We start from the raw sequence: 13,381 nt of genomic DNA on the forward strand, positions 1-13,381 counted from the left end.
CTTAGGTTTGGTGGGCAAAATGTATTCTAAGATACATTCTTCCTAGCGAGCGAGTGGAAGGAACCACAAAGACACAAAGGACACAAAGATTGATCGATCCTATATAAGTTAAACTTATCACACAGAACCTAGAAGAGCCAAATATCAACCGATTCAACCCAATCAGCAAGGTTGGTTATGGAGTGAAGAATTGGGGTTATATTTAGGTATATACGCCGATAAATTGCGTTATTTTAGTTCTAAGGGCGAGTTAGTCCCCACACCGGTGGAAGCCGCTATTCTGGAGAGACAGTCCAAAAAATCTGAACGTCAACAAAAAGAACTAGCTTTACAAAAAATCGAGCAGTTAACGGCAAGATTAGGGGAATTAGGCATCAATCCCGATGAAACCCTGTAGGGGTGCAAAAGGGTGATTTTAAGGATGATTTAGCAATGAATTAGTTAATTTAGGTGTTCCTAAGTGAGGATATTGTCTTAGCTTGTCATCAACCTTTAGTTAGACCCTATACAGGGTTTGCAGTGGGCTAATTTTTTACTCTAGAGCCTTTCCCAGATAGATGAGGTTCGTTCTGTCGGGAATGAGCGAATCGGGTTTATAATAGGAGTCTTGCTGGGGGAGGCTTTGAAGGCTACATTTCCAGAAAATCAACCCTACTTTTTCTTCTTTCCCATAGAAACGAGAAAATGCCAGAAACTGCCCCATGAATAGGGGTGCCAGTGTTACATCCTCATCTTAAATGGCTGAGTGTAACTCAGCCCGGAAATCCGAATTTATTGGCTTGTCCGATAGATTCAGGGTTAAAGAAATATCCCGTTAAGCTGACGCTTTAACGGGGGTAGATTACCTCTCATCGGGAAAATCAAAACTAACCTTTTTTCCTAACTTTAGAAGCCAAGGCACCCAAACCTAACCCCAATAGGCCGACAACAGCACTAGGTTCGGGGATGAGTGCTGCTTCCCACATCATCATACTGGGATCAAATGCCACCAGGTTACCTCCTAGGTTACCAGTAATCGGACCCAGGTACCCCTCAGTGTCCATCAAACTAGAGGTAAAAGCCAGCACAGGATCAGTCATGGGATCATTATCAAGATCCCAAAGACCAATGCCAATATTATCAGACGACATATTATCGATAAGGAGAAAATTCATCACTGAACCATCGAAACTAGCCACAGTCATGCCCGTCCAGGGAGCAGGGGCGCCTGGTGAAGCAAGGGTTGTATCAAAGGGTAGGGCTGCAGGAGCGGTCAACATAATAAGATCATCTTGCCAGTTAGGGCTGTCAAGGGGAACTCCACCATAGATGAGGTCACTAAATCCAGTGATCTCGATAATATTCCCTGTAAGCGTTCCCGTCAGTATTCCACTGAACGATATGCTGTTTCCAGGGTCGTTATAGCTGAAGCTGAACTGAGCGGCTTGGGCGGGATAGGCTAGGGCGGTCAAACCGATGGCGACAGCAGCCCCCGCTAAAGAGGTTTTTAAATACATCATGGCTTTGCTAATAAAAAATAGCATTGGGAACAATGGCCAGACTAACATAGGACGGGGAGGAAGTCAAGTGTCTTCATAGAAAGGGTTGGCTGAATAAATTAAATATAAAAACCTTGTAGCATAGGACTTTTCGGCTTTTTTGGCAGTCCAAAAAACAGATAGTTACCCTCACCCCCACCCCCCCAACCCCCCCGACGTCGGGGGGGCAAGGGGGGGTAAGATAGCTGCCAAGAATAAAGAAAAATGGTATTAACCGCTCACCCCCAACCCCTCTCCCAGAAAAGGAGAAATGGGTAATTACCCTCACCCTATTTGCCTAAAAATATTAAGAGATGTAACTATTTATGCCTAACCGAGAAAGTGATTACTCAACAGGGGTGAGATCAGGATAGTCTAGATCGAGCAGTCCGATAGATGTTTAGTTAAATTCCTACTTCAGATATGTCCGTTTCTAGTCCTCCTCGTTCCCTGCGTATCGGTTCGCGTAAAAGTCAGTTAGCCCTAGTACAAACCTATTGGGTACAGGCAGAATTGAGTAAACACCACCCCCATCGACAGTTTGAGGTGGAGACGATGAGTACCCAAGGCGATAAAATTCTCGATGTGGCCCTGGCGAAAATCGGTGATAAGGGTTTATTTACCAAAGAACTAGAAGTGGGAATGTTGGATAGATCGATCGATCTTGCCGTCCATTCTCTCAAGGATTTGCCCACTAATTTGCCCGAAGGCTTAATCTTGGGTTGCGTCACCGAAAGAGTTAATCCGGCCGATGCTTTGGTGGTAAATAGCCAAAACCAAGACTATCAATTAGACACTTTACCGGAAGGTGCGGTGGTGGGGACTTCTTCCCTGCGGCGATTGGCCCAGTTGCGTTACCATTATCCCCATCTGACTTTTAAAGATGTGCGCGGCAATGTCAACACCCGTCTGGCAAAACTGGACGCGGGAGAATACGACGCGATTATTCTGGCAGTAGCGGGATTGGAAAGGTTAGGATTAGGCGATCGAGTTCATCAGGTTATTCCGGCGGAGATTTCTCTCCATGCGGTGGGACAGGGGGCTTTAGGGATAGAATGCCGCGATGGAGATCCGGAGGTTTTGGAAGTCCTAAAAGTGTTGGAACACGCCCCTAGTCGCGATAGATGCTATGCTGAACGCGCTTTTTTACGGGAGTTGGAGGGGGGTTGTCAAGTTCCCATCGGAGTGAATACGGCGATCGAGGATGGTATCCTAACTTTAACGGGTATGGTGGCTAGTCTCGACGGTAAGCGCCTGATTAAGGACTCGGTTAGCGGCGATCCTAGCCATGGGGAAGTCTTAGGACGAGATTTAGCCCGTAAAGTGCGCGAGGCTGGTGCTGGAGAGATTTTAGCCGAGATTTTCGCTGAAGTGGGCCGATAATTAGTTATCAGTGATCGGTTATCCGTTATCAGTCTTAAGTAGGGTTGGCTGAATAAATCTCACCTTTTCCGCCGGGATGATAGAATTGCCTTTCGGAGTCAGGAAATTGTGCAGGATGTGACGATTTTGAATTAAAACTAAAGTTGCGATCGCTAAGAGAAAATAACCAAAACCTTTTTGTAACTGTTTTGCGGACACAAACTGTCCTAGATAGGAACCGATAAGAGTACCGAGGGCAGCCGCAAAAGCAAAGGATAGGGTTAACTGCCAATCGACGCTAATATGACCTAAATAGCCCAGTAATCCGGCTACAGAATTGAGGAAAATAATCAGCAGGGAAGTGGCGATCGCTTGAACCATGGGGATTTTGCCCAATAATACCAGTGCGGGAACGATAGCGAAGCCTCCCCCAACCCCAACTAATCCCGTCAGGACACCCACAGCGATTCCTTCGCTCATTAACCAGAGCCAGCAATATCGGCAGACTGGTTGGGGGTAGAGAGTCAGATTTTTTTGCCGATCGCGGGCTTTATAATCAGGATTATCTATCTGTGTTGATCTACTAATCATAAAGGCTGCCGCTAGGAGCATTAGTGTCGCAAACAGGAGCATCTGGAAGGTGGCAGTGACGAAGGGTAATGTGGCTAATCTTGCTCCCAAAAAAGCCCCTATCATCGTGGCAGAACCGAAGATAAAAGCGGTTTTTAAGTTAATGTTGCCTTTTTTCCAGTGGGGAATCGTGCCAAGTAAGCTAACACTACCAATGACTAGAAGCGTCATAGCGATCGCCGATTTGGTCGGTACTCCCATCACATAGACTAGAATCGGTAATGCTAGTACAGAACCTCCTCCTCCTAACAATCCCAGACTAATCCCCGTACAAACGGCTAATAAATGTCCAATTAACCAAGTCATTTCAGTTATCAGTGATCAGTGATCAGTTATCAGTTATCAGTTTCTGAAGGCAACAGGCCCCAAGTAAAGAATCTGACAATTCTCCTACCTAAAAAGAAGGCTAGAAACTAAGTACATCTTAGGTTTTAGATTCTTCTCTTGTTATCAGTTATCAGGAAATCATATTTTATTATTTACTGGTTACTGATTACTGATTACTGCTTACTGCTTACTGATGGGGTTGATTGTAGGGAAGTTTAGCCAGAAGCATAGCTAAAGCACAGGTATTACTAATCCCCGCAAAAACTAGACCAGAACCGACAAAACCGCTTAAAATCAGGAACCAAGGCGAGAGAAAGGCTCCTAATACTGTTCCGAGGACTACTAAGGAACCAGCGACGATCTGCACCTGACGAAATAGGCTAATTGGCGCATTTTGGTCTTTTTCTGTAGCATAACCCGCACTTTTCCAAGTATTTAAGCCGTTTTTTAGCTGGGCAACTTGGCTAAATCCTGCCGCAATCAGTTTTTGTGCCGCTACAGTGGATCTGCTGCCGGAATTACAATAGAGAACTAGGGTTTGATTGGGGTCAAAAGCGATCGAATTAGGGTTAAAACTGGAAAGTGGTACTAATTTGGCCCCTGGAATGCGATCGCTGGCGTACTCCCCCGGTTCTCGCACGTCGATTAAGCAAACTTCTCTGCGCTCAATTAAGTTTTTTAAAGTATGGGCATCAAATTCTAGTAATTTTGCTTGATTTGTGGTATGGGTCATCGTTAATCTCCTGAATGGATATTTAAGTTAAAACAACTCCTAAATTGCCGCAGCCTTGGTTAGCGGGAACCGCCTCCATGATCTTTTTGGGATCTGGTAAATTAAGACTGTTCATAAACTCGATAAATTGTCTGCGGTTACGTCCGACAAAACGGGGATTGTATTGTTTTTCTTCGGCAATGGTGGAGACAGTTAAACCGCGATAGTCGTGGCCGGGATAAACTAGGGTACTATCGGGAAGAGTGAAAAGTTTTTGCGTGACCGAATCAAAGAGAGTACCAGCATCGCCGCTTTGGAAGTCGGTACGACCACAACCTCGGATAAATAGGGCATCTCCTGTCAAAATATGACTGTTATTGACTAAATAGGCTAGATGACTATCGGTGTGGCCAGGAGTAGCAATCGCTTTGATGGTGATATGTCCTAGTAACAATTCCTCTCCACCCGCCAGATGGCGATCGGCACAGGCTACTTGAGCATTTTCGGGAACTATACCCTGACAGCCTGTGATTTGCCTTAATTTTCCAGTTCCTGTGACGTGATCGGCGTGAATATGGGTTTCTAAACAATATTTTAGCGTTAATCCTAGCTCCCGTAATTGCCGATCATCCCTTTCCACCTGTTCCCGCACTGGATCCACTAATACCGCTTCCTTGCTGACGGGATCGGCAATCAAATAAGTATAAGTGCTGGTTTCGGGATCGAACATCTGACGGAATAGCATGATCTCTGACTCCCCTTACATAGCTTTATAACTATACTACCATATAATTATAAATTTGTAGGAAACCTCTGGCAGGATTAATTTTTGGGCTGTATCTCACTGTCGAGTCAAGAGCCAAAATACAAATAAAGCGAGAACTGTCGCTCTTACAGTTCCCGCTTTATTCCTGTTGCATTGTTGGAGTATCTAACCCCCAAATATTGAGTTAAATTAGTACAAATCTTCTTCTTTGTGGGTGACGATCACACAGTCAGAAGTCGGATAGGCCACACAGGTGAGGACATAACCCGCTTCAATTTGATCGGCATCTAAGAAGGATTGTTCGGACTGATTAACGCTACCAGATTCGATTTTACCAGCGCAACTAGAGCAAGCACCAGCACGGCAAGAAGAGGGTAGAGCTAATCCTTTTTCTTCTGCTATATCGAGAATATATTCATCATCGGGAACATCAATTGTCTGCTCGCCACCGGGTGTTTTCAGGGTGACTTTATAAGTTGCCATAGGTTTTTCCTCTTAATTAATCTAGTGAAAACGGCAGTCTCAAAATGCCTTTTCTCCCCGTTTAAACTGAACGGGTCGAATCAGTTTCCTTTTTGATACTACGGGAAAATTCACCAGGCTCAACTTAGCATTAGTAATGACATCTTTAAATAAACTTAAAATAATATTTACTTATCTCTTGGGTAAATAACCCCCGATAGTTGTGGATCAATCGTCAAATAATTTCATCAATCTTTAGGTAATTAAGTAGTCGGATAACATTAAATTTTTTTAGCTATCAGCTAGAAAAGGTAAAAGGCAAAAGTTGGGAGTGGGTGAGATGCAGAAGAAAAAAGCTTAATCCCGCAAAAAAGCGAGGGGATAACTCATATTCTCAGCAAAGCCCAAAATAGCTCGATCGCGATGCTCATAGAGTAAATTTCCTTGACTATCAAATAAAAAAGTCCCTCCTCGTTGGGTGAGATAACTACTATCGGGGATATATGTTGACCAATTGCCCAAAACTTGACCCATATTACGGAGTCTCAGGGTGGCTAATTCAAAAGGTCGCTGAAAACCTTCACCCCCGGCAAGATTGAATAGGGAACCCCGGAAAGGTGGTAAAGGCCGCGCTTGCATTGTTTCCTCCTCGGCAATTAATTGGGGAGCTTTGCGATCGCCAAGATAACCCCGCAGCACTTCGGCCAGAGTCCCCGGACTACCCAGACCCGCACACATCAAAATTAGATTTAACCAGGCATTTTGCCCAGGAGAAAATCTAGGTAATTTTAACGATAAACCGCGATACAGTCCTAATAAATTATGTAATTCAGCTTTGGGGTCAACAAAAAGCCAATCTTGCCGAAATTTCGTATATTCAGAGAATTTTAAGCCCGAATTGCGATCGCCGATACCGATGGCACGAATGGATATCCCGGCATTTTGCCAAAGGGCTGCCTCTTTTTCTAACCACCAAGCGTATTCGAGACTGTCAAAATCTCCCAATTGCGGCCAAACAAGAATTAAAAGACGTTTGTAATCAGTACAATCGCTTAAAATTGGCACTATTTGCCCATCGCTGACCCTTTGGCGTTGAATTGTTGAAAATATTTCATATATGCTGCTCATAGATAAATTTCTCCTAATAAAACCGCTGCTTTTGCCCCCGTGACTTGCGGTAAATTACCGGGGAAATCGTGCCAGCGCCAATAGGCCAAGAGGGCAAAAGCGATCGCTTCTTTAAAATCGCTATTTAATCCTACCTCATCAGTGGTCAAAAGCTTGACATTTGACCCCAAATGTGCTAAGAGTCGTTGGCGCAGGTAGGCATTACGAGCGCCACCACCGCAGAGCAGCACTTCCGCGGGCATTTCCGGCAAAAAGGTTTGATAGCTGTGAGCGATCGAAATGGCGGTTAAATCGGTTAAACTGGCCAACCAGTCGGCATGACTGAGGCAATAAGCTTGGGCATCCTGGTGCAATTGGGCTAGATAGGCGGGGCTAAATAACTCTCTGCCGGTGGATTTAGGGGGATATTGTTGAAAATAAGGCTCCTGTAGCCATTTATGAACTAATTCGGAGCAGGGTTGACCCTGGGCCGACCATTGACCGTTATGGTCGTAGGTTTGTTGGCCTTGGCTCAAAAATTGTACGGCCAAATCGATAAGGACATTGCCGGGGCCAGTATCCCAACCGAAAATTTTTTGCTGCCAATTTTCCCTTTGTCGGGGGGGTAGATAGGTTAAATTGGCAATACCGCCGATATTTTGGACGCAGCGGGTTTTGGTGGGGTGAGAAAGCAGATAAGCGTCAATTTTCGGCACTAGGGGCGCACCGTGACCAGCTTGGGCGATATCGGCAGCGCGAAAATTACTAATGGTGGGAATACTGGTGATTTTTGCGATCGCTGCTCCCCGTCCTAATTGTACCGTGTAACCGAGGCGATCGTTTTCGGGGGGTCGATGAAAAACGGTTTGACCGTGACTGCCGATTAATTGGGCTTTTGGGGCTTCTTTTTGGATATTTAAAGCGGCTTGGGCGAATTCTGCGGCTATATCATCATCTAAGCTGGCTAAAGCTTCAATAGATAGCTTTTCTCCCCCACAGACTTGTAAAATTGTCTCTCGTAATCGGGGGGAATAGGGGTAGGTTTCCCCTGCTAAGAACTGCACCTGTGGAGATTCCACTGTACCGCTAATCTCCACTAAAGCGGTATCGATACCATCCACCGATGTGCCACTCATTAAACCGATAACTAACAAGTTTTTTCCCTCAAGTGTCGATTGTTGATTATTTTATCCCCCCCCGACAATAGTAACAATTTCTAATTTATCCCCCTCCTTGATTTCCGTGTTTTCCCAATACTGACGATGGAGGATTTCCCCGTTATATTCCACTGCCACTAACCGAGGATTCATGCCCAAATTTTCTAACATTTGCGGTAGTTTAGTTGCGGGTAAACAGGTTTGAGTTTTGCCGTTAATTTGCAAGGTTATTTCTGACATGGATTTGGATACGAACAAATGAATTAATCGGAGTATTCAGGAGACAGGAGACAGCTTTTTTCTCCCCACACCCCACACCCCACACCCTACACCCTACACCCTACACCCTACACCCCACTTCATAATTCATAATTCATAATTCATAATTCCCCCTCCCCACACCCTACACCCCACTTCATAATTCATAATTCATAATTCATAATTCCCCCTCCCCACACCCTACTTTAATTGGGTTAATAATTCTTGTGTCACCACATCGGGGTGCTGCGCTTCCATGATGGCCCGGACTACAGCTACCTGTTGCGCTCCTGCCTCTAAAACCTCTTTAATGTTACTACTATCAATACCACCGATCGCAAACCAGGGTAAAGGGCAATTTTCCCGCGCATAACGGACATATTCCAATCCTGCCGGGGTTTTTCCGGCTTTGGTGGGGGTGGCATAAACAGGACCGACTCCCACATAATCGGCCTTTTCTTGGATTGCTTTGGCCATCTCTTGGGGATTAGTGGTGGACCTGCCGATAATTGCCGTTGGGCCGAGAAATTGCCGCGCTAGGGAAACCGGTACATCCTGTTGGCCGAGATGAACACCATCGGCATGAATGGCCTGAGCAATATCGACGCGATCGTTCATAATAAACAAAGCATCGTAACGGTGGCATAACTCACAGAGTTTAGCAGCTTCTTCTAAACGAATGGTATCAGCGGCGGTTTTATGGCGGTACTGCACCAATTTTAACCCCCCTTTTAGGGCTAATTCGACGATTTCTAAGAGATTTTCGGCAGGAGAAGTGACTAGATAGAGAGGAGAGGCTTTCAGTTTTTCCAGAGGTGGAGAGATTAATAGTTTACTCTCTAGCTGATAAACCCGATAGCGCAGCTGTTTACAGGCTATCCCTAGCTCCAGATCATAGAGTTTACCGTATTCTTCTAAAACCCTTAAGGCCTCCTGCACGCGAGCCAGATTTGCCTGCAGCAGTCCCTCGACAGTCTCCCGGATTTCTTCCCTGGGATGGCTTAAATCCCTGCCGATATCGCCGGCCGTGTCCCGATGTCGTTTAAGATCGATCAAGTGCCAACTAGCTAATTGATGGCGCATTTCTTTACATTCTTGGGCTAAATCGGGATTATCTAAGCCAAAACGACACCATTCTTCGATAATTCGCAGTCCTTCTCTGGCGCGGTCAAGGTTAGCATCGATAATCCGTTTAATCGCCGTGGTTTCTAGTTTCATTTGCCGTCAATGGGGAGTTATTATAGCCGTTAGCCAATTTGATCCCCCTCAATCCAGCTTGGAAAACGGAACTTTCCTGGTTTTCCCCCCTTTTTTAAGGGGGGCAAGGGGGGATCATATTCTCTTTATCATCTAAAATACTACTATTTTTGGCCAGTGTTCGGGGAACAGTAGAGGCGGCATCAGACAACTAAAAAGAGGGATGAGAAACCCACGGCAAGGGTAATTTTAACCCACACGGATATTCTTAAGCGCCCCTAGGTGTTCTAGTAATTGCTGATGAGCCTGGTCATGTATTGGGTAGAGACTATTGTAACAGATGGTGACGAGGGATTGGATATCCTCGACTAAATCCGCGTCTGCAATGGATTCATGGGGTTGATTGAGGATAATGACTTGGACATTCAAGAGACTGCACAAACCCAAAATAAAATCATGACAAAAGCGACTGACAGTTTCCGCATGGGTTAAAACTAGACATTTCACCTCACCCTGACAAATCATCGCCACTAGACGCATAAAATTAGGGTGATTGTGGCTGACTCCGTTGCCGATATCGGTGAGAATTTCAAAGGGTTGACCCTGCTGACGACAAAAGGATTCTAACGCTTTTATTTGGGTGTCTAATTGTGGTTTTTGTTCCGGTCGATTAACACGAGCATAGCCAATAATCAATGGGGTTGCTTGACCAGATTGTAAGAGATCTTCCGGTCGAAATCGGCGATGACCGCCGCGGGTACGAATTGAGGCAATTTTACCCTGTTGTTCCCAGCGCCGGAGGGTTTTAATGCTAACTCCGAGCAAATCCGAGGCTTCTCGAATAGTGATGAGGGTATTCATAGTATATAAGCTTTTAAGTAGGGTTTGCTGAAAAAGTTTGTTGGTGGGGCTGGGAGTCAGGAGTCAGGAGACTCCGAGACAGGAGACAGGAGACAGCTTTTGTGTATTCTCCCCACTTGCCACTTGCCACTTGCCACTTTCAAGTCAGGAGTCAGTAAGAATTGCGGCAATTTACATTTCTTAAGATAGAGAACAGAATTTATGTCCGACTACTTAACTTAATCCAGTTTTAATTAAAGAAATTTCTCGAGAGAGAATCGTCCAACTTTAGACAGTCAGTTGTCCACTTTTATACTGCCATTGCCCTACACCAGCAACTATAGATGATTTAGGAAAATTAGTCATACCTCTTTAGATAGAGATATTAAACGGGATTTTTGGTCTTTCTAAAACCTGAGTTTGTCCGGGGGTTTTGGGGTGACATTTTTAGGGGACTAAAAAGACCTTGCTGTGGGGATGAATTGCCTTCCTCCCGTTTTCCCCGTTAGGGAGTTGATTGCCATCGAACTACAGTTTTGACTGTCAAAACTGTTAAGTTTTATATATTGTACCTCTCTTGATTAAGTTTTGTAACGAATTGAGAGATTTTTTTAAGTAGAGCCTGTTTATTTGTCCAACTTTCACCAAAAAGCTTGGGTATATTTATAAACTTTTGGGTAATTATATTCGGGGAGAACTGCTGTAAATTGGACAAAAATATATAGGTATTGTCGAAAAATAATTTTCTAAAACACAGGGTAAGCGAAGCGCATCTTAACAATCCTTAACAAAATGAACTTGATTTATGTGAGTTGCTTACCCAGAGGGGGATTCAGGAATATTTGAGGAGAATTTGCCATCTCAATTGTTAAGCAAAAATCGACCAAATATTAAGAATTACTAACTATTTTGATTGACTGGTATCACTTGAAATGCCCACACAGCAAGCAAATAACAAAATAGTCCAATGGTCAATAGCATTTGAGATGCGCTCACCCTGTTCTAAAACATTTGTTTTTTGTTGAAGAGTTTCGCTATAATTATGTTAGGTCAAATAAAAGGGTATCAGCAAGCTTAACGATTGTTTAACCTCTTTTTATGGCTATAGTACACACAATTAACGCTGGATGATTCAGTTATGATGACAACCAACAAATTAACCAAAACTTTTGCTTCTGGCTCTCTAGCCATTGGGGTTCTCGCCGGCGCAGTGCTTACCGCTACCAGTGCCAGTGCCGCGATGTTAAGTTGGGCGGATTGGACGAGCGGAACTCCTCTTATTGAAGGGGACAAAAAAGTTACGTACGTCCCCAACACAGCAGCTCTCGACCCCTTAAACCCCATTGGGGCCGAGGCTCTGGATGATGTTGCGCTGATGGGGATGGGTGATCATTATTATTTCGTATACGATGCTATGAATGGTCCCGCTATGGCTAATGTCAATTCCGGGTCTTTCACATATACAATCGAGGTCATTGGCTCCCCCGATTATATTGTCGGGGTTGACCTGGATTCAAACGTAACATCCAACTACGGGACTGTAACCGAGACATTTGGTGAGATACCTCCTCCCTTTGAATTAGTTTCAACTAACGGCTCACCGGTCCCTGCTAGCGGTTTCATCCCTATCGCCCCCAAGAAACTGTTGACCGTCACAAATACCCTAAATAATACTGGTGGCGCCACTGAAGGTCTAATAGACTTCCAAAATTCTTTCCGTCAAACAACCGTTCCCGAACCGGGTACTATCCTCGGACTTCTGGCAGTGGGTGGTTTAGGATTGGTTTCCCGCTTCAATAAGCAAAAATAACAGTTACCAATGTGTGCAAGACATTGATAACTGTGACGTTGAAGAAGAATAGCTAAAGGTTAGATGCCCTGGGAGGATTTCTAACTTTTTCTTAAGTGTTGATTCTAACACAAGTCAAGACCTGATTTTGGTTTTTAATCAACTTCTGTAGGGGCGTACCGCGTACGCCCTCCCCTCGAAGGCAATTCGCCCCTACGGTGGGGAAAATTCGTATTCTGTAGGGGCGTACCGCGTACGCCCTCCCCTCGAGGGCAATTCGCCCCTACGGTGGGAAAAATTAGAGTATTGTAAAGTGTAATTCTGTGCGGCCATTTAGGGGAATTCCTCAAGGCTATATAATTAAGCTTTGGGTAATTTGTCCCACCATATTTCTTGCCCGCGAAAAACTGATGTCTTCTTTACTTTCCGCTATTCCCCTCGACGCGATCGCTTATAATCCCCAGGGTTTAGTGCCGGCGATCGCTCAAGACTATCTTGATGCTACAGTGTTAATGATGGCCTGGATGAATCGGGAATCCCTCGAAAAAACCCTCACCACTGGGGAAGCGTGGTATTGGAGTCGTTCTCGTCAAGAATTGTGGCACAAAGGGGCCACCTCGGGCCATATCCAAAAAGTGCGTCAAATTCGCTACGATTGCGATAGTGATGCTATCCTGCTGACGATTGAGCAAATCGGTGATATCGCCTGTCATACCGGCGAAAGAAGCTGTTTTCACCAAGTAAATTCGCAAAAATCACCGCCAGCGGCCGACACCCTCTCGGAATTGTTTAAGGTAATTTGCGATCGCAGAGACGAGCCTCATCCGGAATCCTACACCTGTAAACTTTTGGCCGGAGGAGATAACAAAATTCTCAAGAAAATCGGCGAAGAATCGGCAGAAGTGGTCATGGCCTGCAAAGATAATGATGGCGATGCTATTGCCTCAGAAGTGGCCGATCTTTTTTATCATACCCTCGTCGCCCTCGCCTATCATCAAGTCCCCCTGCGAGATGTCTATAAAAAACTGCAAGACCGGCGCCGGTAATCAGTTATCAGTTATCAGTTATCAGTTATCAGATTTGAGTTTTAAGTGGGTGGGTGGAATTAAATATAAGATGAACGTAGCGACTGTCTTGATTGTCAAGGGGTAACTCAAAAAACAATCAAGGAGTTGCTGTCGAACCTAAAATCTCAAGCCAGAAAAAAAGCGCAGCAAAAACTAAGTCGCTCAGGTTAAACCAAAGCAAGCGCAACCC

The 13,381-nt window shown here is 44.9% G+C and carries 13 protein-coding genes and 2 pseudogenes; 5 read left to right on the top strand and 10 right to left on the bottom strand.

The genetic code is table 11. The features are described 5' to 3' along the window. Window positions 1-139: 139 nt before the first annotated feature. Both ACE1AQ_RS05755 and ACE1AQ_RS05760 read left to right on the top strand, forming a co-directional pair. Window positions 140-397 (top strand): annotated as a pseudogene (locus ACE1AQ_RS05755) (Uma2 family endonuclease); the annotation flags it as partial. Window positions 398-428: 31 nt separating this feature from the next. After that, window positions 429-528: pseudogene (locus tag ACE1AQ_RS05760) on the top strand (element excision factor XisI family protein); the annotation flags it as partial. A 338-nt stretch (window positions 529-866) separates the two neighbouring features. Here ACE1AQ_RS05760 and ACE1AQ_RS05765 read toward each other — a convergent pair. Continuing rightward, the gene (locus ACE1AQ_RS05765) at window positions 867-1,547 is read right to left on the bottom strand and encodes a PEP-CTERM sorting domain-containing protein (protein ID WP_110545887.1); all 681 of its coding nucleotides are present in this window, start codon (window positions 1,545-1,547) and stop codon (window positions 867-869) included. A gap of 393 nt (window positions 1,548-1,940) precedes the next feature. Here ACE1AQ_RS05765 and hemC point away from each other — a divergent pair, with 393 nt between their 5' ends. After that, window positions 1,941-2,900, top strand: a complete 960-nt coding sequence (gene hemC, locus ACE1AQ_RS05770; RefSeq protein WP_110545888.1) for a hydroxymethylbilane synthase — start codon at window positions 1,941-1,943, stop codon at window positions 2,898-2,900. 18 nt (window positions 2,901-2,918) lie between these two features. Here hemC and ACE1AQ_RS05775 read toward each other — a convergent pair whose 3' ends face one another. The 9 genes from ACE1AQ_RS05775 to ACE1AQ_RS05815 all read right to left on the bottom strand — a co-directional run bounded on the left by ACE1AQ_RS05775 (window position 2,919) and on the right by ACE1AQ_RS05815 (window position 10,356). Continuing rightward, entirely contained in the window at window positions 2,919-3,815 is an 897-nt protein-coding gene (locus ACE1AQ_RS05775; protein ID WP_110545889.1) for a sulfite exporter TauE/SafE family protein, read from the bottom strand. Between the two features lie 208 nt (window positions 3,816-4,023). After that, on the bottom strand, window positions 4,024-4,569 hold the full coding sequence (locus ACE1AQ_RS05780) for a rhodanese-like domain-containing protein (RefSeq protein ID WP_008201726.1): 546 nt from the start codon (window positions 4,567-4,569) through the stop codon (window positions 4,024-4,026). A 22-nt stretch (window positions 4,570-4,591) separates the two neighbouring features. Next, complete coding sequence (locus tag ACE1AQ_RS05785; protein WP_110545890.1) at window positions 4,592-5,293, bottom strand: MBL fold metallo-hydrolase; 702 nt, start codon at window positions 5,291-5,293, stop codon at window positions 4,592-4,594. 210 nt (window positions 5,294-5,503) lie between these two features. Next, entirely contained in the window at window positions 5,504-5,797 is a 294-nt protein-coding gene (locus ACE1AQ_RS05790; protein WP_008201722.1) for a ferredoxin, read from the bottom strand. A 336-nt stretch (window positions 5,798-6,133) separates the two neighbouring features. Continuing rightward, window positions 6,134-6,904 (bottom strand): peroxiredoxin-like family protein, encoded by a 771-nt coding sequence (locus tag ACE1AQ_RS05795; RefSeq protein ID WP_008201721.1) that lies wholly within the window; start codon window positions 6,902-6,904, stop codon window positions 6,134-6,136. Continuing rightward, window positions 6,901-8,037: an anhydro-N-acetylmuramic acid kinase gene (locus ACE1AQ_RS05800; RefSeq protein WP_110545891.1), complete on the bottom strand. Its 1,137-nt coding sequence runs from the start codon at window positions 8,035-8,037 to the stop codon at window positions 6,901-6,903. Before ACE1AQ_RS05800 ends, ACE1AQ_RS05795 begins: the two co-directional genes overlap by 4 nt. 33 nt (window positions 8,038-8,070) lie before the next feature. Beyond that, window positions 8,071-8,280, bottom strand: coding sequence for a sulfur carrier protein ThiS (thiS, locus tag ACE1AQ_RS05805; RefSeq protein ID WP_002751314.1), 210 nt, complete (start codon window positions 8,278-8,280; stop codon window positions 8,071-8,073). 219 nt (window positions 8,281-8,499) lie between these two features. Then, window positions 8,500-9,516: a thiamine phosphate synthase gene (locus ACE1AQ_RS05810; protein WP_110545892.1), complete on the bottom strand. Its 1,017-nt coding sequence runs from the start codon at window positions 9,514-9,516 to the stop codon at window positions 8,500-8,502. Window positions 9,517-9,744: 228 nt separating this feature from the next. Then, the gene (locus tag ACE1AQ_RS05815; protein ID WP_008201712.1) at window positions 9,745-10,356 is read right to left on the bottom strand and encodes an IS607 family transposase; all 612 of its coding nucleotides are present in this window, start codon (window positions 10,354-10,356) and stop codon (window positions 9,745-9,747) included. Window positions 10,357-11,473: 1,117 nt separating this feature from the next. Here ACE1AQ_RS05815 and ACE1AQ_RS05820 point away from each other — a divergent pair. Together ACE1AQ_RS05820 and hisIE are read left to right on the top strand one after the other, a co-directional pair. After that, entirely contained in the window at window positions 11,474-12,145 is a 672-nt protein-coding gene (locus ACE1AQ_RS05820; RefSeq protein ID WP_110545893.1) for a PEP-CTERM sorting domain-containing protein, read from the top strand. A 389-nt stretch (window positions 12,146-12,534) separates the two neighbouring features. Continuing rightward, complete coding sequence (gene hisIE, locus ACE1AQ_RS05825) at window positions 12,535-13,170, top strand: bifunctional phosphoribosyl-AMP cyclohydrolase/phosphoribosyl-ATP diphosphatase HisIE (RefSeq protein WP_008201700.1); 636 nt, start codon at window positions 12,535-12,537, stop codon at window positions 13,168-13,170. Window positions 13,171-13,381 lie beyond the last annotated feature (211 nt).

Origin of the sequence: Microcystis sp. BLCC-F209 (assembly GCF_041928595.1) — a bacterium.
Classification (GTDB): Bacteria; Cyanobacteriota; Cyanobacteriia; order Cyanobacteriales; family Microcystaceae; genus Microcystis.

Bases quoted from the DNA above. Each gene is read 5' to 3' on its own strand.
- hemC (WP_110545888.1), top strand. From the start codon at position 1,941: ATGTCCGTTTCTAGTCCTCCTCGTTCCCTGCGTATCGGTTCGCGTAAA.
- ACE1AQ_RS05765 (WP_110545887.1), bottom strand. From the start codon at position 1,547: ATGTTAGTCTGGCCATTGTTCCCAATGCTATTTTTTATTAGCAAAGCC.
- ACE1AQ_RS05820 (WP_110545893.1), top strand. From the start codon at position 11,474: ATGATGACAACCAACAAATTAACCAAAACTTTTGCTTCTGGCTCTCTA.
- ACE1AQ_RS05810 (WP_110545892.1), bottom strand. From the start codon at position 9,516: ATGAAACTAGAAACCACGGCGATTAAACGGATTATCGATGCTAACCTT.
- ACE1AQ_RS05795 (WP_008201721.1), bottom strand. From the start codon at position 6,904: ATGAGCAGCATATATGAAATATTTTCAACAATTCAACGCCAAAGGGTC.
- ACE1AQ_RS05775 (WP_110545889.1), bottom strand. From the start codon at position 3,815: ATGACTTGGTTAATTGGACATTTATTAGCCGTTTGTACGGGGATTAGT.
- hisIE (WP_008201700.1), top strand. From the start codon at position 12,535: ATGTCTTCTTTACTTTCCGCTATTCCCCTCGACGCGATCGCTTATAAT.
- ACE1AQ_RS05780 (WP_008201726.1), bottom strand. From the start codon at position 4,569: ATGACCCATACCACAAATCAAGCAAAATTACTAGAATTTGATGCCCAT.
- ACE1AQ_RS05790 (WP_008201722.1), bottom strand. From the start codon at position 5,797: ATGGCAACTTATAAAGTCACCCTGAAAACACCCGGTGGCGAGCAGACA.
- ACE1AQ_RS05815 (WP_008201712.1), bottom strand. From the start codon at position 10,356: ATGAATACCCTCATCACTATTCGAGAAGCCTCGGATTTGCTCGGAGTT.
- ACE1AQ_RS05785 (WP_110545890.1), bottom strand. From the start codon at position 5,293: ATGCTATTCCGTCAGATGTTCGATCCCGAAACCAGCACTTATACTTAT.
- thiS (WP_002751314.1), bottom strand. From the start codon at position 8,280: ATGTCAGAAATAACCTTGCAAATTAACGGCAAAACTCAAACCTGTTTA.